We start from the raw sequence: 23,390 nt of genomic DNA on the forward strand, positions 1-23,390 counted from the left end.
TGCATTCCATTGAAAAGTTTTCAGTGCCAGTTCGTGTTCAAAAAATAAGGAGACGTCTCATGAAATTCCGCCGCACTCTGCTGGGCCTTGCCATGGCCGCGACTGCATTCGGCTTTGCCAGTACCGCCGCCATGGCGCAAGGCAACTACAAGCCCGAATACAAGATGTCCCTCGTGCTCGGCCCGCCGACACCCTGGGGCCAGGCCGGGAAGATCTGGGCCGACATGGTGAAGGAGCGCACCCAGGGCCGCATCAACATCAAGCTGTACCCCGGCGTGTCGCTGATCCAGGGCGACCAGACGCGCGAGTTCAGCGCGCTGCGCCAGGGCGTCATCGACATGGCCGTGGGCTCGACCATCAACTGGTCGCCGCAGGTCAAGCAGCTCAACCTGTTCTCCATGCCCTTCCTCATGCCCGACTACGCGGCCATCGACGCGCTCACGCAGGGCGAGGTCGGCAAGGACATGTTCAAGACGCTCGAGAAGGCCGGCGTGGTGCCGCTGGCCTGGGGCGAGAACGGCTACCGCGAGATCACCAACTCGAAGAAGCCGATCAAGTCGCCCGCGGATATGAAGGGCATGAAGATCCGCGTGGTCGGCTCGCCGATCTATTCGGACATGTTCACCGCGCTCGGCGCCAACCCCACGCAGATGAGCTGGGCCGATGCACAGCCCGCGCTCGCGAGCGGCGCGGTCGATGGGCAAGAGAACCCGCTGTTCCTCTTCACCGTGCTCAAGATGCAGACCGTGGGCCAGAAGTTCGTGACCACCTGGGGCTATGTGGCCGACCCGCTGGTGTTCGTGGTCAACAAGGAAATCTGGGCCTCGTGGACACCGGCCGATCAGGCCATCGTGCGCCAGGCCGCCATCGATGCCGGCAAGGAAGAAATCGCCATCGCGCGCAAGGGCCTGGTGGAAGCCGACAAGCCCGTGCTGAAGGACATCGCGGCCATGGGCGTGACGGTGACCAGCCTCACACCCGCCGAGCGCGAAGCCTTCGTGAAGGCGACGCGGCCGGTGTACGACAAGTGGAAGTCGACCGTGGGCGTGGAACTGGTGGCGAATGCCGAGAAGGCGATTGCGGCGCGCAAGAAGTAATCGGAAGCAGCGCGCTTCAATCAGCAACGGTACCGGCTCGGGTTCGCGCCGGTCACCTTCTTCATCAGGCGCCGCAATGCGGTGGCGTCCTGGTAGCCCACGGCGCCGGCCACCTGCTCGACCGTCATGCGGCTGGTTTCCAGCAGCGCCCGCGCGCGGCGCAGCCTGACGCCCAGCACCAGCGCCTGCGTGCTCTTGCCGGTGGCTTTCTGGATGTGGCGCGACAGCGTGCGCTCGGACATGCAGAACTCGCGCGCCAGGGCGCTCACGGTCGGTGGAGCGGGCAATGCGGACTCGATGCGCGCGGCGACCTTGGCCACGAGGTCGTTGCCGCTGGCCATCGCCTCGGGGATGATGAACGGAGCCTGGGCCTGGCGTCCGTCGATCAACAGCATGCGCGCGACCAGATCGGCGAGTGCGTTGCCGAAGCGCTCGCGCAGCAGGTGCAGCATGAGGTCGGTCTGGGCAAAGGCCGCACCGGCCGTGACCACGGGGCCGTCTGAACACACCATGCGGTCGGCATCGACAGTGCAGCCCGATGCCATTCTTTGAAGCAGCGGTGCGTGCCACCATGAGGTGGTGGCGCGTCGGCCTTCGAGCAGTCCTGCGGCGTGCAGCAGGAACACGGCCGAACACGAAGCGGCGACAGGGCCACCCGTGCGCGCATGTCGTGCGAGGCCGGCGATGGCCTTGGCCGTGTCGACGTCTTCGAGGCGTTGCCGGACCTCCGCCGACGTGTTCAACCCAAGCCCCGGCAGCACCCATGTCGAACGGTCGTCCCTGGGCCTTGCCGGCAACTTCACGGTGTCCACCGTCATGCCGCCCTGCAGCCGGACCTGGCCACCCTCGACCGAGCACAAGCGCCATCGCGGCGCCGCCACACCCACCTTGCCTGCCAGCGCACCTGCTGCGGCGAGGATGTCATGCGTGACCGCCACGCTGCTGGCGTACGCGCCCTCCAGAACCAGGACGGTGAAATCATGCATGTCGGATAGCGCCTTAAAGCAGTCAAAACAGACACTGTCATTCTGGCCACCGGATCGCTCCAATACAAGCTCCACATCACAGGTTGCGACATGCCCCACATCGTCCTCAAGATTCCCCAAGACTCCTTTCCCGGCGACAGCCGGGCAACGCTGGTGCAGAAGATCAGGGAAGCCGCATCGGCGGCCGAGCAGATTCCAGCCGACCCGGCGAAGCAGTTCCTCTGCTGGGTACTGATCGAAGAAATCAGCGCCGGCAACTGGACATGCGGCGGGGCCGACGTCACGGCGAAGTTCCTGCCTTGCGCGGCCACCGTGCAGTTGCCTGCCGGTGTGCTGGACGAGGCATCGCGCGCGCAGTTCATCCAGTTGACGCATGCGGCATTCAAGGCCGCGATGCCCGCGAATGACAAGCGCCAGTTGCTGAGTTCGGTCATCCTGCACGATGTGCCCAACGGCACCTGGGGCGTGGGCGGCGCGGTCTGGAAGCTTCCCGATTTCGCACGCGCTGCAGGCTACGCGCACCTGCAGCATCTGGTGGAGGCCACGGCATGAACCACGACGATCCGCTGGACGACTTCGAGCCCCGTTCGATCACGCTCGACGGCATCACCAAGGTGGTCCACGTGACGGGCACCGGGCCCGCGGTGATCGTGATGACCGAGATGCCCGGCATCAGCCCGCATGTCGCGCGCTTCAGCCGCTGGGTGCGCGACGCGGGCTTCACGGTCTACATGCCGTCGCTGTTCGGCCGCGACGGTGCGGTGCCGGGTGTCGAGGAAGGCATTGCCACCTTCAAGCGGGCCTGCGTCAGCGCGGAGTTTCGGGCGTTCGCCTCCAACGAATCGAGCCCGGTGACGCAGTGGCTGCGCGCACTCGCACGGCATGCGCACGAAGAGTGCGGCGGCCCCGGCGTGGGCGCGATCGGCATGTGCTTCACGGGCAACTTCGCGCTCTCGATGATGTTGGAGCCTTCGATGCTGGCACCGGTGGTGTGCCAGCCTTCACTGCCCATGGACAACCCCGCCGGCATGAACATGGCGCCCGAAGAACTGGCCGCCGTGCGCGCGCGCCTGGAGCGCGAAGACCTGACGGTGATGGCCTACCGGTTCGATGGCGACAAGCATTGCAGGGCCGAGCGCTTCGCGGCCTTTGCAGAAGCGCTGGGGCCGCGCTTCGTCGCGCGCGTGCTGCCCGACAGCGCGGCCAATCCGCAGACGCCGCCCTTCTTCAACAAGGTGGTGGCCAGCCCGCACAGCGTGGTGACGGCGCACCTGATCGACGAGGCGGGCCAGCCCACCGTGGCGGCGCGCGACGAGATCCTGTCGTTCTTCGCGCAGCGGCTTGGTGAGGGGCGCGCGCAACAGTGAGGCGCGCGTCGCCGTCCTTCGTCTGCACACTTTTCACTGTGGGCGAATTCGTGCGCTAACCCCTTGGTTTGCACGGTGTCGCGCGCCCGTGCGCGATGGCCGAAAATGCAGCCGCCATCGCGTGTTGCGGCGCGCGATGCTCTGGCAGACTGACTTGCGGCGCACTCCCGCGCCCGCAAGGAATCGCTCCCATGCCTCTGAAATCCACCGCATCGGCCGTTGCATCCACGACAACGGCACGCCGCCTGTTTTTTCTTCTGGCCCTTCCTGTTCTTGGACTCGTCATCTTGACCCTCAGCCTCGCCGCCTCGAATGCCCATGCCGCCGATGCCACGCCCGGCAAGCCCGCGGTGCGCACCTTGATCATCGACACCGACCCCGGTGCCGACGACGTGATCGCGCTGCTGTTCGCCATGGCTTCGCCCGACGAACTGAAGATCCAGGCGCTGACCACGGTGGCGGGCAACGTGCCGCTGGCCAAGACCTCGCGCAATGCGCGGCTTGCACGCGAATGGGCGAAGCGGCCCGACATTCCCGTCTATGCCGGCGCGCCGCGCCCGCTGGTGCGAACGCCCATCTATGCGGCCGACATCCACGGCAGCGAAGGCATCACGGGTGTGAAGGTGCACGAGCCGAGCCAGCCGCTGGCCGAAGGCAATGCGGTCGACTACCTGATCCGCACGCTGCGCGCAGCGCCCGAGAAGAGCGTGACGCTCGCGATGCTCGGGCCTGAAACGAATCTTGCGCTGGCACTGACGCAGGCCCCCGACATCACGCGCGGCCTGCGCGAGCTGGTGCTGATGGGCGGCGCGCATTTCAACGGCGGCAACATCACGCCGACGGCCGAGTTCAACGTCTTCGCCGATCCGCATGCGGCCGAGATCGTGCTCAAGAGCGGCGTGCCGATCACCATGCTTCCGCTGGACGTGACGCACAAGGTGCTGACCAGCCCCGAGCGCATCGCGAAGCTGCGCGGCATCGGCAACCAGGCCGGCAAGACCGTCGCCGACGTCCTCGATGCCTACGTGCAGCACGACATGAAGTACTACGGCCTGACCGGCGGCCCGGTGCATGACGCGACGGTGATCGGCTACCTGCTGCAGCCTTCGCTGTTCAAGGGCAGGCAGGTGAACGTGGAAGTCGACAGCCGCGAAGGCATCGGCTTCGGCCAGACGGCGGTCGACTGGTACGGCGGGCTGAAGAAGCCGGCCAACGTGAACTGGATTGCGGAGGGCGATGCGCAGGGGTTCTTCGATCTGCTGACGCAGCGCATCTCGCGGCTGCCCTGAGCCTACGGGCCTGAGTCGGCCCATGAAAAAAGCCACGCTGCAAAACAGCGTGGCTTTTGTCTTTGCGCCGCAGCAGCGAATCAGTGCTGCAGGATCTTGTTCAGGAAATCCTTGGTGCGCGGCTGACGGTTTTCAGGGTGGTTGAAGAACTCGTCCTTCGGGCAGTCTTCCAGAATCTTGCCGCCCACGTCGATGAAGATCACGCGGCTCGCGACCTTGCGGGCGAAAGCCATTTCGTGCGTGACCACCATCATGGTCATGCCTTCCTTGGCCAGGCTCACCATCACGTCGAGCACTTCGCCGACCATTTCGGGGTCGAGCGCCGAAGTGGGTTCGTCGAACAGCATCACGATCGGGTCCATCGACAGCGCACGGGCAATCGCCACGCGCTGCTGCTGGCCGCCCGACAGTTGGCCCGGGAACTTGTCCTTGTGCGCCATCAGGCCCACGCGGTCGAGCATCTTCAGGCCGCGGGTCTTGGCTTCTTCCGCGCTGCGGCCCAGCACCTTGATCTGCGCGATCGTGAGGTTCTCGGTCACCGACAGGTGGGGGAACAGCTCGAAGTGCTGGAACACCATGCCGACCTTGGAGCGCAGCTTGGGCAGGTTGGTCTTGGGGTCGTGCAGCGGAATGCCGTTGACGGTGATCTCGCCCTTCTGGAAGGGCTCGAGCGCGTTCACGGTCTTGATGAGGGTGGACTTGCCCGAGCCCGAAGGCCCGCACACCACCACCACGTCACCCTTGGAAATGTTCACCGAGCAGTCGTTGAGCACCTGTACCGGGCCATACCACTTGGAGACGTTCTTGATTTCAATCATTTTTTCGGACATTTCTTTCTCTCCGGTTCAGCCACTCAATCAGCGAATGATGGCGATCTTCTTGTGCAGGCGCTTGACCAGCCAAGAAAGGGCGTAGCACATGACGAAGTACACGACAGCCGCGAGCAGGTAGGCCTCGATCGGGCGGCCGAAGTTCTTGCCGGCGGTCTCAAAGCCCTTGAGCATGTCGTAGGCACCGATGGCGTAGACCAGCGACGTATCCTGGAACAGGATGATGGTCTGCGTGAGCAGCACCGGCAGCATGTTGCGGAAGGCCTGCGGCAGCACCACCAGGCGCATGTTCTGGCCGTAGGTCATGCCGACCGCTTGGCCCGCATTCACCTGGCCGCGCGGGATCGACTGGATGCCCGCGCGCATGATCTCGCTGAAGTAGGCGGCCTCGAACGCGACGAAGGTGATCACGGCCGAGATTTCGGAGCGGTAGTTGGCGCCCCACGAACCGAACAGCGAGTAGAACGACGCCGGCACCAGCAGGAAGAACCACAGGATCACCATCACCAGCGGAATGCTGCGCATGCCGTTGACGTAGATGGCGGCGGGCGTGTCGAGCCACTTCTTGCCCGACAGCCGCATGAGCGCCAGGATGGTGCCGAAGATCACGCCGCCAATGGTGGCCACCACCGTCAGCATGATGCTGAAGTAGAAGCCCTTGACGACGAAGTTGCTGATGACGTCCCAGTTGTAGAACGACAGGTCGAGATTCATCATGTCAGTGGCCTCCGCCGCCGGCGCTGGCCGAGACGATGAAGCCCGGCACGCGGGTCTTCTTCTCGATGAATGCCATGAGCCGGTTGATGGCCAGGGCCGACACCACGTAGCACGCGGTCACCGCAAGGTAGACCTCGATGCCGCGCGAGGTTTCTTCCTGCGCCTGCATGGCGAACATGGTGAGTTCGGTGACCGACACGGCGAACGCGACGGACGAATTCTTGAAGATGTTCATCGTCTCGCTGGTGAGCGGCGGGATGATGATGCGGTAGGCCATCGGCAGGATCACGTAGCGGTAGTACTGCGTGGTGGTGAAGCCCACCGCCATGCCCGCATAGCGCTGGCCCTTGGGCAACGCCTGGATGCCCGAGCGCACCTGCTCGGCGATACGCGCCGAGGTGAAGAAGCCCAGTGCCAGCACCACGAGGATGAAGCTGGGAACGCCCTTCATGATGGGGATCATGGCCGGGATCACGTGATACCAGAGGAAGATCTGCACCAGCAGCGGGATGTTGCGAAACAGCTCGACCCACGCATTGCCCAGCCGCACCAGCCACGGGCTGTCGGGCAGCGTGCGGATGATGCCGACCAGCGAGCCCAGCACCAATGCGACGATCAACGCCAGCAGTGCCACCGACACCGTCCAGCCCCAGGCCGACAGCATCCATTGCAGGTAGGTCGGATAGTCCCCCCCGGGGTCTTGCAGGAAGACCTGCCAATCCCAGTTGCCCATTTTCTTACTCCTTCACCGTCTTCGAAAAACCAGTCCCTGAAAAGAAACGCCCACCGCGAAAGGTGGGCGTCATTCGCGCAGCGACGCGCCGCTTATTCCTTGGTGACGTAGTCTTCCGCAGGCTTGTCGTTCGGGTTGGCCCAGGCGTTCTTGGTGGCTTCGCCCAGCGGCAGGTTGATGGTCACGTTGGCCGGGGGAATCGGCTTGAGGAACCACTTGTCATACAGCTTGTTCAGCTCGCCCGACTTGGCCTGTGCCTTGATGCTGTCGTCCACGACCTTCTTGAAGGCCGGGTCGTCCTTGCGGATCATGATGCCGATGGGTTCGACGGCCAGCACGTCGTTCAGGATCTTGTAGTCCTTGGGCGACTTCGACTTGGCGGCCAGGGCAGCCAGGATCGAGCCGTCCATCACGAAGGCGTCGGCACGGCCGGTCTCGACCAGCAGGAAGCTGTCGGAGTGGTCCTTGCCGTAGACCTCCTTGAAGGTCAGGTTCTCGGCGCGCTTTTGCTTGCGCACGGTCTGCAGCGGCGTGGTGCCGGTGGTGGTGGCAACCGTCTTGTCCTTCAGGTCGGCCAGCGAGTTGATGCCCGAGTTGGCCTTGACCAGGATCTTGGTTTCTTCGACGTAGGTGGTGGCGCCGAAAGCCACGTCCTTCTGGCGGGTGGCGTTGTTGGTGGTCGAGCCGCACTCGATGTCCACGGTTCCGTTCTGCACGAGCGGAATGCGGTTCTGCGAGGTCACGGGCTGGAACTTGACTTCGAGCTTCTTGCCGGCGAGCTTCTCGATGTCCTTGATGATGTTGGCGCAGACGTCGAAGTGGAAGCCGGTGTACTGGCCATTGCCCAGCGTGTACGACAGGCCCGAGGATTCACGCACGCCTTCGGTGATGACACCGGAAGCCTTGATCTTGGCCAGCGTGTCATTGGCTTGCGCCATCGCGCCGCCGGCGGCCAGCGCCGCGATTGCCAATGCCAATACTTGTTTTTTCATTCGGAAAACTCCTGAGGGTGACTGAAACAGATACAACTAAATTCTAGACATTCGCATTTTGCGTGATACCCGGACCAACCCGGTGCACCGCGCCTCTGGCTGCACCGCCCGGGCGCATAGGGGCGCCGGCGTGGTGCGATCCTGCCTCCTGGCATTGTCTGACTTTCACTAAGCAGCCTTTGTGCCCGAAGGCTCGGCGGCGGGCGGAACCGGTGCCGCCGTCAGGCGCACGGGCTGGGTCAGATTCTCGGGCACGAGCAGCGCCTCCATTTCGGCGCGGGTCATGATGCCCAGCGATTCGGCCACCAGGTCGATGGGGCCGCCGGTGGCCAGCGCGGTCTTGGCAATGAGCGCGGCCTTCTCGTAGCCGATCAGCGGATTGAGCGCGGTGACCAGCGTGACCGACTCGCGCACCCGCTTGGCCAGGAATTCGCGGTTGGCCTCGATGCCGTCGACGCAGTTGGTGCGCAGCGTCTGGCAGGCGTTGCCCAGGTGCTGGATGCTCTTGAACAGGCTCCAGCCCATGATCGGCTCGAAGGCGTTGAGCTGCAGTTGCCCGGCTTCCGAGGCCATGGTGACGGTGATGTCGTTGCCGATGACCTCGAAGGCCACCTGGTTCATGACTTCCGGAATCACCGGATTGACCTTGCCCGGCATGATCGACGAGCCGGCCTGCCGCGCCGGCAGCCGGATCTCGCCGAAGCCGGCCTGCGGGCCGCTGGACAGCAGGCGCAAGTCGTTGCAGGTCTTGCTGAGCTTGGTGGCTACGCGCTTGAGCACGCCCGACAGTTGCACGAAGGCGCCGGTGTCCTGCGTGGCTTCGATCAGATTGGCGGCCTGCTTGAGCGGCACGCCGGTCTGCTCGGCCAGATACTGGCAGGCCAGGTTGGCATAGCCGAGCGGTGCGTTGATGCCGGTGCCGATGGCGGTGGCGCCGAGGTTGATTTCTTCGATGAGCGCGCGGGCCTCGCCAAGGCGGGCCTCGTCCTCGCCGATCATGATGGCGTAGGTCAGGAACTCCTGGCCCAGCGTCATGGGCACCGCGTCCTGCAGTTGCGTGCGGCCGATCTTCAGGATGTCCTTGAACTCCAGCGCCTTGGCCTCGAAGCTGCGGCGCAGCGCGGCCATGGCTTCGAGCAGCCGGCCGATGGCGAACCACAGCGCCAGCCGCACCGCCGTGGGGTACACGTCGTTGGTGCTCTGGGAGGCGTTGACGTGGTCGTTGGGGTGCAGCACGTCGTAGCGCCCCTTTTCATGGCCCAGCTTTTCGAGCGCGAGGTTGCAGATGACCTCGTTGGCGTTCATGTTGGTCGAGGTGCCGGCGCCGCCCTGGATCACGTCGACCACGAATTCGCCGAGCAGCTTGCCGTCGACGATGTCTTCGCAGGCCAGGATGATCGCGGCGGCGCGGTCGCGGTCGATGGCGCCCAGGTCGGCATTGGCCCGGGTGGCGGCCTTCTTCACGTAAGCCAGTGCACGCACGAGGTCGGGCATGGCCGAGATGCGGGTGCCGGAGATCGCGAAGTTCTCGACGGCACGCGCCGTGTGCACGCCCCAGTAGGCGATGGCAGGAATCTGCTTTTCACCGAGGAAGTCGTGTTCTGTCCTGAAATTGGGGCTCATACAGGTTCCTCGGCTAAAAAAAAGCACGCGTGAGACGCGTGCCGGTGGGGGTGCTTGTGACAGCGGCAAAAAACTGCCGCGACTGTAGAGGCGCCGGACTCATGGCGCCAATGCCGTTTGCGGGGAGGCTCATGCGCGGCATTTATAGATTGTGCGGTGCACAAATCCGTATCGGTGGGTCGATCAGGTTACTGCGGCGGCTGCGTGCCGACAAGATACGACCACAACGCATCGGCCGTGCGCTTGGGCTGCAGGCTCTCGGAGGCCGCCACCTTGGCGGCGCGTCCGCTGCCGGTCTTCACCGGGGCGGGCGCGGTGGGCCGCTCGCGGTAGGCGCGGATCTCCATCGTGGCTTCGAGGCTGTCGATTTCGGGCGGCAGCGCGCTCACCAGCTTGCGCGCCTTGATCTCCTTGCGCACCGCGCTCTGCGGCAGGAAGGCAATGCCGTGGCCTTCGAGCGCCATCACCTTCAGGCCTTCGGCCATGTCGGTTTCATAGACGCGGTCGAGGTGGATGGCGGTGCCCGACTCCTTCAGCAACTGGTCGACCACGCGGCCGAGGTAGGCGCCGGGCGCATAGCCCAGGTAGGGCAGCGGCTGGCCGGGACGGCCGGGCAGCCGGTAGCGCGGCGCGCCGTCGGCATCGGCCTTGACCCAGGGCGCCACGGTTTCCTCGCCCAGGCTGACCATCTCGTACTTGTTGGCGTCGAGCTGCAGCGGCTGCGAGGGGTGGTGGTAGGCGATCAGCAGGTCGCAGCTGCCTTCGACCAGCCGCAGCACCGCGTCGTGCACGTTGAGCGCGATGAGCCGGCTCTTGATCGGCCCGAAATGCTCGCGCAGGCTGGTCACCCACGAGGGGAAGAAGGTGAAGGCCAGCGTGTGCGGCACGGCAATCTCGATCACGTCCTGCCCGGCGGCCGAGTGGCCGCGCAGCATGGCCCGGGTGCTCTGCAGCGACTGCAGCATCTCGATGGCCTGGCTGTAGAGCGTCTGGCCCGCGGGCGTGAGGCGCGTGGGGTAGGAGCTGCGGTCGACCAGGTCGGTGCCGGCCCAGCCTTCGAGCGCCTGGATGCGGCGCGAGAACGCCGGCTGGGTTACGTGCCTCAATTGAGCCGAACGGCTGAAGCTGCGGGTCTCAGCCAGGCTGATGAAGTCTTCTAGCCACTTTGTTTCCATACGCGGCGATTATGCGAGCGCCGCGCCATACTGGGCGCCCCCTCCTTTTCCCGCACTTGCCATGCCCTCAGCCGACTTGCTCGAACTCAGCGCCACCGAACTTTCGCGCCGCATCGCCGCGCGCGACGTGTCCTGCCATGAACTCATGCAGGCCTCGCTGGCCCGCATCGAGGCGCTGAACCCGCGCTTCAATGCCATCGTGTCCCTGCGCGAGCCGGCACAGCTGCTGGCCGAGGCCGGCGAGCGCGACGCCGAGCTGGCGCGCGGCGAACGGCGCGGCTGGATGCACGGCTTTCCGCTGGCGGTGAAGGACCTGAGCCACGCCGCCGGCCTGCCGACCTCGATGGGCTCGCCGCTGTCGCCCCGCTCGCCGGCGCGCACCGACAGCCTGCACGTGGCGCGCATGCGCGCGGCCGGTGCCATCGTCATCGGCAAGACCAATACGCCCGAGTTCGGTCTCGGCTCGCACACCTACAACACGGTCTTCGGCACCACCCGCAATGCCTATGCGCACGACCGCAGCGCGGGCGGCAGCAGCGGCGGCGCGGCCGTGGCGCTGGCCCTGGGCATGCTGCCGGTGGCCGACGGCAGCGACATGATGGGATCGCTGCGCAACCCCGCCGCCTTCAACAACGTGATCGGCATGCGGCCTTCACGCGGGCGCGTGCCCGGCGACCCCGAGCAGGAGCTGTTCTTCCAGCAACTGGGCTGCGAAGGCCCGATGGCCCGCACGGTGGAAGACACGGCACGGCTGCTGGCGGTGCAGGCGGGCTTCGACGGCCGCGTGCCGCTGTCATCGCCCCACGCCCTGCCCTCGCCCGATGCGCTGCAACTCGATGGTGATGGCAAGGGCCTGCGCATCGGCTGGCTCGGCAGCGTCTGGCCCGATCTGCCGCTCGCACCCGGTGTGCGCGAACTCGGCGAGAAGGCGCTCGACACCTTCCGCGCCATCGGCTGCGAGGTCGAGCCCTGCACGCTCGACGTGCCGCGCGAGCACAACTGGAGCGCCTGGCTGCGTCTGCGGCAACTGCTGGTGGGCGGCAAGCTCGGCGCCTACCTGAGCGATCCGAAGCTGTTCGCGCAGCTCAAGCCCGAGGCGCAATGGGAGATCGAGCAGAGCCGGCACCTGGATGCGGCCTCGCTGTACCAGGCCTCGCACTATCGATCGAACGTGTACCGCGCATTTCTTGCGCTGTTCGAGCGCTTCGACTTCGTCGTGGCGCCGACCGCGCAGGTGTTTCCGTTCGACGCGGAACTGCACTGGCCGGCGGAAGTGGCTGGTGTGCGGAGCGATACGTACCACCGGTGGATGGAGATCGTCACGCCGTTCACGCTGGCAGGGCTGCCGACGCTGAATGTGCGTGCCGGATTCGGGGAAGGCGGCTTGCCGATGGGCATTCAGCTCGCGGGGCCGATCCATTCGGATCTTGATGTGCTGCGGCTGGGGCATGCGTATGACCAAGCCTGCGGCTGGGCATCCCACCGCCCTTCGGTATTGGCTTGACTCCCTCCCCCGCTGGGGGAGGGCAGGGGTGGGGGCAAGCGGCGCTCATTTCGGGCGCCCTGCCCGCCCCCATCCCAACCTTCCCCCAGCGGGGGAAGGAGCAAGACATCAGACCGGCATGACGACGCCGCACCCCGGTATTGGCTTGACTCCCTCCCCTTCCGGGGGAGGGCAGGGGTGGGGGCAAGCGGCGCTCATTTCGAGCGCCCTGCCCGCCCCCATCCCAACCTTCCCCCAGAGGGGGAAGGAGCAAGACATCAGACCAGGGTAATGGCGCCGCGGCCCAGTGTTGGTTTGACTCCCTCCCCTTCCGGGGGAGGGCAGGGGTGGGGGCAAGCGGCGCTCATTTCGTGCGCTCTGCCCGCCCCCATCCCAACCTTCCCCCAAAGGGGGAAGGAGCAAGACATCAGACCGGCGTGACGACGCCGCGCCCCGCGAAGTGCCCTTCGACATTCGCAAGGAAGTGATCCACCGACCGCTGCGTCGCCTCGGGCGACCAACCCGCCATGTGCGGCGTCAGCAGCACGTTGTCCAGCCCGACCAGCGGCTCCGGTCGCTTGGGCTCGCTCTCGTACACATCGAGGCCGGCGCCCGCGATGCGGTTCTCGCGCAGCGCCGCGGCCAGCGCTTCGGTGTCGACCACGCTGCCGCGTCCGATGCTGACCAGATAGCCCGTCGGCCCCAGCGCATCGAGCACTTGCGCATTGACCAGGTGACGCGTCGCGGGCCCACCCGGCGCGGCCAGTACCAGAAAATCCGCCCAGTCCGCCAGCGACGTCAGGTCGTCGAAGTAGCGATGCGTCGCGCCTTCACGCGGCTTGCGGTTGTGATAGCCGATCTCCATGTCGAACGCCGCGCCGCGCTTGGCGATCTTCTGCCCGATGGTGCCCAGCCCGAGGATGCCCAGCTTCTTGCCCGACACGTTGGCCGGCTGTGGAATGGCTTCGCGCCACACGCCTTCGCGGCACAGGCGGTCGAGCTTGCGGAACTCGCGCACGATGCTGATGAGCAGGCCGAAGGCATGGTCGGCCACGCAGTCGTCGTTGGTGCCGGCGCCGTTGGCCGTGACGATGCCGCGCGCACGCGTCACGTCGAGCGGCACGCCTTCATAACCCGCGCCCAGGCAGCAGATCAGCTCGACCGCTGGCAGGGCCGCGATTTCCTCGGGCGTGATGCCGATGACGCCGATGGTCAGCACCGCGCGGAATTTCTTGCCGTGCTCGGCAATCGCCGCCGCGCGCTGCGCCGCGCCGAAGGCGTAGGTCATGTCGTAGACCTCGGCAATCTGTGCCTGGTGGGCGCTCGACAGGCTGTTGAGCACCAGCAGGGGAATCTTGGTCGACACGTCTGAACTCCTGAATCGATGAAAAAGAAGGGATGGATGATCGCGCTACATCAGCGGCGTCGCTTCGCTCTTCTGCAAAGCCCACATCTGCGCGTAGCGGCCTTGCGCCGCGAGCAGTTCGGCATGCGTGCCGCGCTCGACGATCACGCCCGACTCCAGCACCAGGATCTCGTGCGCATCGACCACGGTCGACAGGCGGTGCGCGATGACCAGCGTGGTCTTGTCCTGCGCGGCGCTCTTGAGTTCGGACTGGATCGCGCGCTCGTTGGCCGAGTCGAGCGCCGAGGTGGCCTCGTCGAAGATCACGATGGGCGGGTTCTTGAGCAGCGTGCGCGCGATGGCCACGCGCTGCTTCTCGCCGCCCGAGAGCTTCAGGCCGCGCTCGCCCACCGTCGTTTCGTAGCCGCCGGGCGTGGCCGAGATGAAGTCGTGGATGCGCGCGGCGCGTGCGGCGCCTTCCACCTCTTCGCGGCTCGCACCGGGGCGGCCGTAGGCGATGTTGTATTCGACCGTGTCGTTGAACAGCACCGTGTCCTGCGGCACGATGCCGATGGCGCGGCGCACGCTCGATTGCGTGACCTCGCGGATGTCTTCGCCGCCGATGGTGATGCGGCCCTGCTGCACGTCGTAGAAGCGGTACAGCAGCCGCGCAAGCGTGGACTTGCCCGAGCCTGAAGGGCCGACCACGGCCACTGTCTTGCCGGCGGGAATCTCGAAGCTCACGTGCTTGAGGATGGGGCGCGCGGGTTCGTAGGCAAAGCTGACGTCTTCAAAGCGGACGGTGGAATCAGCGCCAGCCAGAGGCTGTGCATCCGGCGCATCGCGCACCTCGCGCTCTTTTTCCATCAGCACGAACATCTTGTCCAGGTCGGTCAGGCTCTGCTTGATCTCGCGGTAGATCACGCCCAGGAAGTTCAGCGGAATGTAGAGCTGGATCATGAAGGCGTTGACCATCACCAGGTCGCCCAGCGTCATGCGCCCTTCCACCACGCCCGAGGTGGCGCGCCACAGCATCAGCACCAGGCTGATCGCAATCAGCAACTGCTGGCCCACGTTGAGCATGCTCAGCGTGCGCTGGCTCTTGATGGCCGCCTTGCGGTAGCGGTCGAGGCTGGCGTCGTAGCGCTTGGCCTCGAACTCCTCGTTGTTGAAGTACTTGACGGTTTCGTAGTTCAGCAGCGAATCGACCGCGCGGCTTTGCGCCATCGAGTCGAGTTCGTTCATGGTCTTGCGGAACTTCGTGCGCCACTCGGTCACGGTCACCGTGAAGCCGATGTAGAGCACCAGCGCCGCGAGCGTGATCCAGACGAACAGCGAATCGAACTTCACGCCCAGGATCGAGAGCACCAGCACCAGCTCGATGATGGTCGGCACGATGCTGTAGAGCGACATCGAGATGAGCGAGTGCACGCCGCGCGTGCCGCGCTCGATGTCGCGCGTCATGCCGCCGGTCTGGCGCTCCAGGTGAAAGCGCAGGCTCAGCGCATGCAGGTGGCCGAACACCTCCAGCGCGATCTGCCGCGCCGTGCCCTCGGTGGCCTTGGCGAAGATCAGCTCGCGCAGTTCGCCGAACAGCGCGGTCGAAAAACGCAGCAGCCCGTAGGCCAGCAGCAGCCCGATCGGCACGATCAGCAGCGCCTGCGCCATGTCGGGCTTGGGCGTCATCGTGTCGATGAGGTTCTTCAGCAGCACCGGCACGCCCACGTTGGCCACCTTGGCGCCCACCATGAACGTGAGCGCGGCAATCACCCGCCACTTGTACTGCCACAGGTAGGGAAAGAGGCGGCGCAGCGTCGCCCAGTCGGAACGGTCGCTGGCCGCCGGCGGGTGGCCGGAGACGGTGTGGGAGTGGGGAATGGCTTCGCCGCTGCGGCGCATGGAGGACAATCGTGGTTGTTGTTTGTTGCAGATTGTGCCCATGTCCGATACTTCCAGTGCTGCTGCCGCAGCCACCCTCAAGAGCCTGCCCACCGACATGGAGCTGGTGCTCAAGGTCATTCCGATGCCCGCCGACTGCAATGCCAACGGCGACATCTTCGGCGGCTGGGTCATGGCGCAATGCGACCTGGCCGGCTCGGTGATCCCGGCGCGCTACGCCAAGGGCCGCCAGGCCACGGTGGCGGTGAACGAGTTCATCTTCAAGCAGCCGGTGCGGCTGGGCGACATCCTCTCGTTCTATTCGAAGCTGGTGCGCATCGGGCGCACCTCGGTCACGGTCACGGTCGAGGTGTTTGCCGAGCGCTTTCGCGCACAGGGCGAGTACATCAAGGTGACGCAGGCCACCTTCACCTATGTGGCCATCGACGACAACGGCCGCCCCCGGGTCATCGAACAACAGCCCTGAGCAGGGAAAGCGGGCTCAGACGCCCGGATCGCGCACCCGCTCGAAGTGCTCGAACTCGCGGTTGATCCAGCGCCCTTCCTGCCGCTCGACGCGGCGGATGTACACGGTCTGCACGATGTCGCGCGTGTGGGCGTCGATCTCGATCGGCCCGCGCGGGCTGTCCAGCTTCAGGCCCCGGAAGGCATCGACCAGCCGCTCCCCGCTCACGCCGCCGCGCGCGGTGGGTGAACTCATCGCGGCATCGATGGCCGCGAGCGCGTCGTGTGCCGCCACCGCGAAATAGCCCGGCCGCAGGTGGCTGCCGTACTCCGTCTCGAAGACGCCCGTGAAGCGGCGGTTGGCCGGTGACGCGTGCGCAAACGAATAGTGATGGCTGGTCACGAGGCCATCGGCCAGCTCGCCGATGCCCTGCAGGTAGTGGTCGTCGGTGGCGTCGCCGGTCGCCAGCAGGCGGATGCCGGTGTCGGCCATGCCGCGGTCGCGCCAGAACTTCAGGAAGCTCGCCGGCATCTGCCCCGAAGGCAAAAAGAAGAACACCGCCTGCGGCTTGAGTTCGCGCAGCCGCAGCATGTAGGCCGAGTAGTCGAGCGTGGCCAGCGGCACCCGCAGCATCGCGCCGACACGGCCACCACCCGCGGTGATGCCCGAGACGAAAGCGCTTTCGGCATCGACGCCCGAGGCGTAGTCGGCCACCACCGTGCACACGTCGCGCAGGCCCTGCTGCAGTGCCCAGCGCGCCAGCGGCAAGGTGACCTGGGCGATGGTGAACGAGGTGCGCACCGCGAAAGGACAGCGCGCCGTGATGCCCGACGACGCTGCGTTCATCACCACCATGGGAATCTTCGCCTGCGTGGCGACGGTGCCGACGGCATAGGCGTTGGAGCTGAAGTCGAGCCCGGTCAGCAGGTCGACGCGCTCGTTTTCGACAAGCTCTTGCGCCTGGCGCCGCGCCGGCTCGGGCGCACTGCCCGGCACGTCGCGCCGCAGCAGTTCGACCGGCCGACCCGCGATGTGCTGGTTGTGCGCCGCCAGCCAGACCGCCATGCCGGCATCGAACTGCCGGCCACCGCCCGCATAAGGACCGGACCACGAACCGATGACGCCGATGCGCAAGGGCCGCACGCGCGCCAGGGCCAGTGAAGGGGCGGCCAGCGCGCTCGCAAGCAGGCCCAAAGTACGCCTGCGCGTCGGTCTTATTGCTACTTTTTCAGTAGCATCATTCGCCCACTGGACGGGCGTTGCAGCCGTATTGATCTCTTCATCTTGCACGGCGGACAGTGTACGCGTGCAAGCAGAAAAGCCGGGCGCTCAGACCTTCGAAAAGTCCGGCTTGCGCTTCTCCATGAAGGCGCCGAACGCCTCGCGGGCCGCAGGTTCGCGCAGCATGCGGCCGAAGCTCGCGCCCTCTTCGTCCATGCGTTCGAGCACGGCGGGCATCTGCGATTTTTTCAGCAGGCGCTTGGTTTCGATCAGCGCACTCAGCGGCTTGGCCGCGAGTTTGCGGGCCTGCGTCTGAGCAATGGCGTTCGCTTCGGTCGGCGGCACCACGCGGTTGACCAGGCCCACTTCGAGCGCGGCCTCGGCCATGAAGGGTTCGCCCAGCAGCAGCGCTTCGGCCGCGCGGTGGTAGCCCAGCATCTGCGGCACAAGCAGGCTCGATGCGGCTTCGGGGCACAGGCCCAGGTTGACGAAAGGCAGCGAGAAGGCCGCGTTGTCGCCCGCATAGACCAGGTCGCAATGGAACAGCATCGTGGTGCCGATGCCCACGGCCGGGCCGCAGACAGCCGCAACGATCGGCTTGGGAAAGGTCGCGATGCCGCGCAGGAAGCGGAACACCGGCGACTCCTGGTTGGCGGGCGGCGCGTTCAGGAAGTCGCCGATGTCGTTGCCCGCGCTGAAGATCGTCGGGTCGCCCTGGATCAGCACGCAGCGCACGGCCGTGTCGCTGACGGCTTGCGCCAGCGCGTCGGCCAGCTCGGCATACATGCTGCTGGTGATCGAGTTCTTCTTGTCCAGACGGTTGAAGGTCAGGGTCATCACACCGGCTTCGGTGTGGACGAGGATGTCGCTCATGGAAATGGTCCTTGGATAAAAACGGGTCGCCGGTGTCAGGCGGCCACCAGTAGTGCTTCACGCACGAAATCGAGCCGGTCCTGGCCCCAGAACATCTGGTCGCCGACGAACATGGTGGGAGCGCCGAACACGCCGCGTTCCACTGCCTCTTGCGTGACGGCCTTGAGGCGGTCTTTCACCTCCTGCGCGCCGGCCAGCGCGAGCAAGGCAGTGGCGTCGAAGCCCGCATTCTGAAGCACCGCGCCGACCGTCGCCGGGTCGTTGAGGTTCTTAGGTTCGACCCACATCGCGTGGTAGATCGCATCGACGTATTTGCCGAAGCGCGCCGGCTCCTTCATCTGGATGCCGGTGGCGCCGCGCATCAGCAGCAGCGTGTTGATGGGGAAGTACGGGTTGTGCTCATAGGCCACGCCGTAGCGCTTGGCGAAGCGCTTCAGGTCGGTGGTCATGTACGGGCCCTTGGGCTTGATCTCGGCCGGCGAATGGTTGCCGGTGGCCTGGAAAACGCCGCCGAGCAGCATGGGCTTCCACACCAGCTCGGCGCCGGTGTCTGCGCACACGTGTGGCAGTTGCGTCGCGGCCAGGTAGGCGGCGGGGCTGCCGAAGTCGAAATAGAAGTCGACGGACTTTGTCATTGGTGTCTCCTTGGGTCTCTTCAGTTTGTGTTCGGGGTGCGGGTTCGTTCGCATATCGGGTTCATTCGGGGCGAGTGCGAATGACACCAGGTGCTCCCCTCCGCGAATGTCCCCCGCTTCGCTCCTCCTTTATTTCGCTGCGGGGAACACCTGGTGTCATTCGCACATGGGCACACTGCTGGTGATCCTGCGATCAACCACCGCTCTGTCCAACGCTCGCGCCGATACGGGGCTCTTTTTCGCGAAATAAAGGAGGAGCGAAGCGGGGGACATTCGCGAAAAAGAGCACCGTGTCGGCGTGAGCGTCGCCCTGAACAGCAGCAGCGCCCAAACGAACAGAACAGCACCTCGTCATCTCAGAATTTCTCGGACCACGGACGCAGGTCAAGCTCATGCGTCCACGCATCGCGCGGCTGCGAGTGCAGCATCCAGTAGGCATCAGCAATGTGGTCGGGATTGAGAATGCCGTCGTCCTCCTTCAACGCATAACGCTCGGGGAAATTGCTGCGGATGAACTCGGTGTCGATGGCGCCGTCGACGACAACGTGCGCGACGTGAATGCCCTGCGACCCCAACTCGCGCGCCATCGACTGGGCCAACGCACGCAGCGCCATCTTTGCGCCCGAGAAGGCACCGAAGTTGGCCGCACCGCGCAACGAAGCCGTCGCACCCGTGAAGATGATCGTGCCGCGATGCCCGCCCTTAGGCAGATCACGCGCCACCATCCGCTTGGCCACTTCACGCCCGTTGAGAAAGCCCGAGAAGCAAGCCATCTCCCACACCTTGAAGTACTTGCGCGCGGTCTCGGCCAGGATGCTCTCGGGCACGTTCGCGCCGATGTTGAACACCATCACCTCGATCGGGCCGATGGTCGATTCGATCTGCTCGATCAATGCGACCACTTCCTCTTCCTTGCGTGCATCGCAGGCAAACGCGTGGGCACGGCCGCCATCCGCCTCGATCTGCGCAACCAGCGGTTGCAGCTTGTCGAGGCTGCGCCGCGTGACGCAGGTGGCATAACCCTCGCGTGCGAAGCGGCGCGCAATGGCGCCGCCGGTGGCATCGCCTGCGCCGACGATGAGAGCGGCTTTGGTAAGCGCCATGGTGCTATTCCTTGTAGTACACGATCTGGTTCGAGGTGGCGAGCAACACGCCCTTCTCGCTCCACAGATGCGCCGTCTGGTCGAAGAAGCCGTTGAAGAACTGCTGCCCCGCCGCGCGGCCCAGCAGGTAGCCCGTGCCGACCTCGGCCAGTTGGGCCGCATCGGCATGGAAGTAGGTGGTGATCGACACCGTGCCCGCCGGCACGTGCTTGGCGCGGCGCAACCAGATGCGCGGGTAGAACATGTCGCTCATCGCGGCCAGCGAGGCGAAATCGAGCGGGCGTTCTTGCGCGTCGCGCAGCCAGATGCGGGTTTCGCTGTGGTGCAGGCTGTCGTCCCACTTCGAGGGAATGCCGCCGCTGGCCGGGCGCATCTCGTACTGGTTGATCCAGGCCACGCCGGAAGGGCCGATGCTCATGCGTTCGACCGTCTCGGGCCGGGGCACCTCGGGCATCGGCATGTCGCTCTGGCCCCAGGTGTCGCGGCGCGCGGCCGTCACCACGGTGGCGGTGGTCGTCATGTTCGTCGTGCCGCCGGCGCCGGGCTGCGTGATCTGCACGGTCCAGTGTTGTGTCGAACGGTTGGTGCGCACGGCCGTGGTCTGCACGTCGAAGGCGCCGGCTTCGAGCGCCGCCGCGTAGTTGACGGTCAGCGCGATCGGCGTGCCGAGCAGGTCGGGATGCTGCAGCACCGACTGCAGCGCCGTCGCCGCGGTGGTGCCGCCGAAGGGACCGACCATGTTCCAGTAGTCGGGGCTGGTGGTGCCTGTGAAGTGCCCCACGCGGATGTCGCTGTGGTGCAGTGCCAGGGCTTTGTCGAAGGGGTGGTGCGTCATGCTCATGGTGATCGGCAGTGTGCCTCCGGTGGCCCGCGTCACGCAGTCGTGTGCGGGACGTTGGCGTGCTGCACCGCGGTAAGCGATGCGAGCCGATGCAGCTTGTCGACCGTGCTCGGCCACAGGCTCTGGCTGAACTGTTCGCGGAAGAAACCGAAGTGGCCGATGCGCCGCGCCTGCACGTCGGCCGGCGCGATGCGCTCCACCGCGCTAGGCGCGCCCGCATAGAAGCTCACCAGGCTTTCGGTGCCGGCGAGCGTCATGAGTTCGTCGTCGGTCATCGACAGCGCGAGCACCGGGAAGCGCACGCGGCCGTAGCTCTGCAAGGCCAGCGCGCCTTCGGCGCCGACGCTGTAGCGCGGGTTGAGGCACCAGCGCCGCCACTGCAGGATCACGCCGCGCGGCAAGTCGCCGATCTTCTTGAGCTTGCGGCCGGGGAAGTAGCCCCAGAGCTTCGTTGCGAGCGGCACGACCACGAACCAGAAGTAAAGGATGCTGCGCTTGAGCTTCGGCGCGTTCTCGCGCCAGTAGCCGCTGCCGGCCGCGATGCTGACGAGGCCCGCGACCTGTTCGGGGCGCTGCAGAAAACCCGGCAACTGCGCGCCAAGGCTGTGGCCCAGCAGGTACAGCGGCTCATCGGGCAACGCGGCCTTGGCGGTGTCGATCACCGCTTCGTAGTCGCGTGCCCAATCGAACAGGTCGGCCTCGAAGCCGCGCAACGGCGCGTTGCCGCGCGAGTCGCCCGAGCCCCGGTAGTCGAAGGTCCAGACGCGCAAGCCCTGCTGTGCGAGCCATTGCGCGAAGGGTTCGTAGAACGACTGGCGCACGCCCATCGCGCCACCGATGACGATGCTGGCGCGCGGCGCGGTGGTGGGCTCGTAGCGGCGCACCGCCAGTTGCTGTGCGCCGCCGTCGATGGGGAGCTGTTGCGCTTGCATGGGTTTGCCTCTTTCTTCGTTGACCGACCACCGCCTCGCGGCGTAGCGAGCGGGATGAGATGCAAGGCGCGGGTGGCGGGAAAACGGAGCGACCTGAAGGGGTCGTGAGAATTTCCCGATGGGCCCCGCAACGCCGCAGATCGCCCGCGCAGTAGCCGCTAGACGCGTTCGAAGATGCCTGCAGCGCCTTGGCCCATGCCCACGCACATCGTGACCATGCCGTACTTCAGCTTCTCGCGGCGCAGCGCGTGCACCACGGTAGCCGCGCGGATAGCACCCGTCGCGCCGAGCGGATGGCCCAGCGCGATCGCGCCGCCCATCGGATTGACCTTCGACGGATCGAGCCCCAGCGTGTTGATGACCGCCAGCGATTGCGCGGCGAAGGCTTCGTTGAGCTCGAACCAGTCGATGTCTTCGTGCTTGAGGCCCGCATAGCGCAGTGCGGCCGGAATCGCTTCGATGGGGCCGATGCCCATGATGTGCGGCGGCACGCCCTTGCTGGCGAAGCTCACGAAGCGCGCGAGCGGCGTGAGGCCGTATTGCTTGACCGCCTTCTCGCTGGCCAGGATCAGCGCGCCCGCGCCGTCGGAGGTCTGCGAGCTGTTGCCGGCCGTGACGGTGCCGCGCGCGGCGAACACGGTGCGCAGCTTGGCCAGGCCTTCGATGCTGGTGTCGGGGCGCGCGCCTTCGTCGAGATTGACGGTGCGGGTCTTGGCAATCGACTCGCCGGTCTCAAGGTCCGGCGTGCGGTCGGTCACTTCGATGGGCGTGATCTCGTCGGCGAACTTGCCGGCCTTCTGCGCGGCCAGTGCCTTCTGGTGCGAGGCGAGCGCGAATTCATCCTGCGCTTGGCGGCTCACCTTCCACTGCTGCGCGACCTTCTCGGCCGTGAGGCCCATGCCGTAGGCAATGCCCACGTCGCCTTCGCGCTCGAAGATCGAAGGCGACAGCGACGGCGAGTTGCCCATCATCGGCACCATGCTCATGCTCTCGACACCGGCCGCGATCATCACGTCGGCCTCGCCGACGCGGATGCGGTCTGCGGCCATCTGCACGGCGGACAGGCCCGATGCGCAGAAGCGGTTGACGGTGATGCCGCCGATGCTGGTGGGCAGGCCGGCCAGCACGGCGCCGATGCGGGCGACGTTCAGGCCCTGCTGCGATTCGGGAATCGCGCAGCCGCAGATGATGTCTTCGATGGCCTTGGGGTCGAGGCCTGGGACTGCGGCGAGTGCTGCTTTCAGCGTGGTCGCGAGGAGGTCATCGGGGCGGTAGTTGCGGAAGTAGCCGCGGTGGGATTTTCCGATGGGGGTGCGAGTGGCGGAGACGATGTAGGCGTCTTGAATCTGTTTCATGGCTTTTCGGTCCTTGTATCTTGTCTTGCCCCCTCTCCCGCTTGCGGGAGAGGGTTGGGGTGAGGGTTGTCTTCCTGCAGCGCCTGCAGGATTCGTTCGCGTACGGCATCCGTCTGCGTCAGCACTTCGTTGTTCCAGAACCGGAGCACGCGGTAGCCCTGGGCTTCGAGGAAACGGGTGCGGTTTTCGTCGCAGAGGGCCGCGTCCACATGCTGACCACCGTCCAGTTCAACGATCAACTTCGCTTCGAGGCACGCGAAGTCTGCGAAGTAAGGGCCGATCGGACGCTGGCGACGGAACTTGTGGTCGGCCATGCGGCGATCACGCAGGTGATACCAGAGCAGAGCCTCGGCGTCGGTCGGGGTTGTGCGAAGGCTGCGTGCCCTCACCCTAGCCCTCTCCCGCAAGCGGGAGAGGGGACCGGCCGTGTCGAGGTCTTCGCTCATGGT

General features: G+C 65.9%; 23 protein-coding genes. 6 read left to right on the plus strand and 17 right to left on the minus strand.

What is annotated here, in order from left to right:
- Positions 1-59 precede the first annotated feature (59 nt).
- The gene (locus tag ACSFB7_RS08055; protein WP_435468812.1) at positions 60-1,097 is read left to right on the plus strand and encodes a DctP family TRAP transporter solute-binding subunit; all 1,038 of its coding nucleotides are present in this window, start codon (positions 60-62) and stop codon (positions 1,095-1,097) included.
- 20 nt (positions 1,098-1,117) lie between these two features.
- Here the strand turns inward: ACSFB7_RS08055 and ACSFB7_RS08060 are convergent, their stop codons facing one another.
- Entirely contained in the window at positions 1,118-2,083 is a 966-nt protein-coding gene (locus ACSFB7_RS08060; protein WP_435468814.1) for a GlxA family transcriptional regulator, read from the minus strand.
- Between the two features lie 90 nt (positions 2,084-2,173).
- Between ACSFB7_RS08060 and ACSFB7_RS08065 the strand changes: the two genes are divergently transcribed.
- The 3 genes from ACSFB7_RS08065 (at position 2,174) to ACSFB7_RS08075 (ending at position 4,739) form a co-directional block, all read left to right on the plus strand.
- Positions 2,174-2,635 (plus strand): tautomerase, encoded by a 462-nt coding sequence (locus ACSFB7_RS08065; protein ID WP_435468815.1) that lies wholly within the window; start codon positions 2,174-2,176, stop codon positions 2,633-2,635.
- Positions 2,632-3,450, plus strand: a complete 819-nt coding sequence (locus tag ACSFB7_RS08070; RefSeq protein ID WP_435468816.1) for a dienelactone hydrolase family protein — start codon at positions 2,632-2,634, stop codon at positions 3,448-3,450. The genes ACSFB7_RS08065 and ACSFB7_RS08070 overlap by 4 nt, the downstream gene beginning before the upstream one ends.
- Positions 3,451-3,641: 191 nt before the next feature.
- Positions 3,642-4,739, plus strand: a complete 1,098-nt coding sequence (locus ACSFB7_RS08075; RefSeq protein WP_435468817.1) for a nucleoside hydrolase — start codon at positions 3,642-3,644, stop codon at positions 4,737-4,739.
- Positions 4,740-4,819: 80 nt separating this feature from the next.
- Here the strand turns inward: ACSFB7_RS08075 and ACSFB7_RS08080 are convergent, their stop codons facing one another.
- From ACSFB7_RS08080 to ACSFB7_RS08105, 6 genes are all read right to left on the minus strand, one after another.
- Positions 4,820-5,557, minus strand: a complete 738-nt coding sequence (locus ACSFB7_RS08080) for an amino acid ABC transporter ATP-binding protein (RefSeq protein WP_435469949.1) — start codon at positions 5,555-5,557, stop codon at positions 4,820-4,822.
- A 39-nt stretch (positions 5,558-5,596) separates the two neighbouring features.
- Positions 5,597-6,286: an amino acid ABC transporter permease gene (locus ACSFB7_RS08085; protein WP_435468819.1), complete on the minus strand. Its 690-nt coding sequence runs from the start codon at positions 6,284-6,286 to the stop codon at positions 5,597-5,599.
- A 1-nt stretch (position 6,287) separates the two neighbouring features.
- Positions 6,288-7,019, minus strand: coding sequence for an amino acid ABC transporter permease (locus ACSFB7_RS08090; protein WP_187113833.1), 732 nt, complete (start codon positions 7,017-7,019; stop codon positions 6,288-6,290).
- 92 nt (positions 7,020-7,111) lie between these two features.
- Positions 7,112-8,011 carry an amino acid ABC transporter substrate-binding protein gene (locus tag ACSFB7_RS08095; RefSeq protein ID WP_435468821.1) on the minus strand — a complete coding sequence of 300 codons (900 nt, stop codon included), beginning with the start codon at positions 8,009-8,011 and terminating at the stop codon, positions 7,112-7,114.
- Positions 8,012-8,179: 168 nt separating this feature from the next.
- Positions 8,180-9,634: an aspartate ammonia-lyase gene (locus tag ACSFB7_RS08100; protein ID WP_435468823.1), complete on the minus strand. Its 1,455-nt coding sequence runs from the start codon at positions 9,632-9,634 to the stop codon at positions 8,180-8,182.
- Between the two features lie 188 nt (positions 9,635-9,822).
- A complete protein-coding gene (locus ACSFB7_RS08105; RefSeq protein WP_435468825.1) occupies positions 9,823-10,809 on the minus strand; it encodes a LysR substrate-binding domain-containing protein in 987 nt (328 codons plus the stop codon).
- A gap of 61 nt (positions 10,810-10,870) precedes the next feature.
- On the opposite strand from ACSFB7_RS08105, the gene ACSFB7_RS08110 reads away from it, so the two are divergent.
- Positions 10,871-12,313, plus strand: coding sequence for an amidase (locus ACSFB7_RS08110; protein ID WP_435468826.1), 1,443 nt, complete (start codon positions 10,871-10,873; stop codon positions 12,311-12,313).
- Between the two features lie 406 nt (positions 12,314-12,719).
- Here the strand turns inward: ACSFB7_RS08110 and ACSFB7_RS08115 are convergent, their stop codons facing one another.
- Positions 12,720-13,658 (minus strand): 2-hydroxyacid dehydrogenase, encoded by a 939-nt coding sequence (locus ACSFB7_RS08115; protein ID WP_435468828.1) that lies wholly within the window; start codon positions 13,656-13,658, stop codon positions 12,720-12,722.
- A gap of 45 nt (positions 13,659-13,703) precedes the next feature.
- Entirely contained in the window at positions 13,704-15,536 is a 1,833-nt protein-coding gene (locus ACSFB7_RS08120) for an ABCB family ABC transporter ATP-binding protein/permease (protein ID WP_435469951.1), read from the minus strand.
- Positions 15,537-15,576: 40 nt separating this feature from the next.
- On the opposite strand from ACSFB7_RS08120, the gene ACSFB7_RS08125 reads away from it, so the two are divergent.
- Positions 15,577-16,002, plus strand: a complete 426-nt coding sequence (locus ACSFB7_RS08125) for an acyl-CoA thioesterase (protein WP_007834091.1) — start codon at positions 15,577-15,579, stop codon at positions 16,000-16,002.
- Positions 16,003-16,017: 15 nt separating this feature from the next.
- Here the strand turns inward: ACSFB7_RS08125 and ACSFB7_RS08130 are convergent, their stop codons facing one another.
- From ACSFB7_RS08130 to ACSFB7_RS08165, 8 genes are all read right to left on the minus strand, one after another.
- Positions 16,018-17,175: an ABC transporter substrate-binding protein gene (locus ACSFB7_RS08130; protein WP_435468830.1), complete on the minus strand. Its 1,158-nt coding sequence runs from the start codon at positions 17,173-17,175 to the stop codon at positions 16,018-16,020.
- A gap of 135 nt (positions 17,176-17,310) precedes the next feature.
- Positions 17,311-18,075 carry an enoyl-CoA hydratase gene (locus tag ACSFB7_RS08135; RefSeq protein WP_435468832.1) on the minus strand — a complete coding sequence of 255 codons (765 nt, stop codon included), beginning with the start codon at positions 18,073-18,075 and terminating at the stop codon, positions 17,311-17,313.
- 35 nt (positions 18,076-18,110) lie between these two features.
- Positions 18,111-18,710 (minus strand): 2-hydroxychromene-2-carboxylate isomerase, encoded by a 600-nt coding sequence (locus tag ACSFB7_RS08140; protein WP_435468834.1) that lies wholly within the window; start codon positions 18,708-18,710, stop codon positions 18,111-18,113.
- 356 nt (positions 18,711-19,066) lie between these two features.
- The gene (locus ACSFB7_RS08145) at positions 19,067-19,813 is read right to left on the minus strand and encodes an SDR family oxidoreductase (protein ID WP_435468836.1); all 747 of its coding nucleotides are present in this window, start codon (positions 19,811-19,813) and stop codon (positions 19,067-19,069) included.
- 4 nt (positions 19,814-19,817) lie between these two features.
- Positions 19,818-20,654, minus strand: coding sequence for an acyl-CoA thioesterase (locus tag ACSFB7_RS08150; RefSeq protein ID WP_435468838.1), 837 nt, complete (start codon positions 20,652-20,654; stop codon positions 19,818-19,820).
- A gap of 32 nt (positions 20,655-20,686) precedes the next feature.
- Positions 20,687-21,586, minus strand: coding sequence for an alpha/beta hydrolase family protein (locus ACSFB7_RS08155; protein WP_435468840.1), 900 nt, complete (start codon positions 21,584-21,586; stop codon positions 20,687-20,689).
- Positions 21,587-21,744: 158 nt separating this feature from the next.
- Positions 21,745-22,941: an acetyl-CoA C-acyltransferase gene (locus tag ACSFB7_RS08160; protein ID WP_435468842.1), complete on the minus strand. Its 1,197-nt coding sequence runs from the start codon at positions 22,939-22,941 to the stop codon at positions 21,745-21,747.
- Positions 22,938-23,387: an endonuclease domain-containing protein gene (locus tag ACSFB7_RS08165; RefSeq protein WP_435468844.1), complete on the minus strand. Its 450-nt coding sequence runs from the start codon at positions 23,385-23,387 to the stop codon at positions 22,938-22,940. The genes ACSFB7_RS08160 and ACSFB7_RS08165 overlap by 4 nt, the downstream gene beginning before the upstream one ends.
- Between the last annotated feature and the right edge of the window lie 3 nt (positions 23,388-23,390).

It is taken from the genome of Variovorax raffinosi, assembly GCF_051216615.1.
In the GTDB taxonomy this organism is placed as follows: Bacteria; Pseudomonadota; Gammaproteobacteria; order Burkholderiales; family Burkholderiaceae_C; genus Variovorax.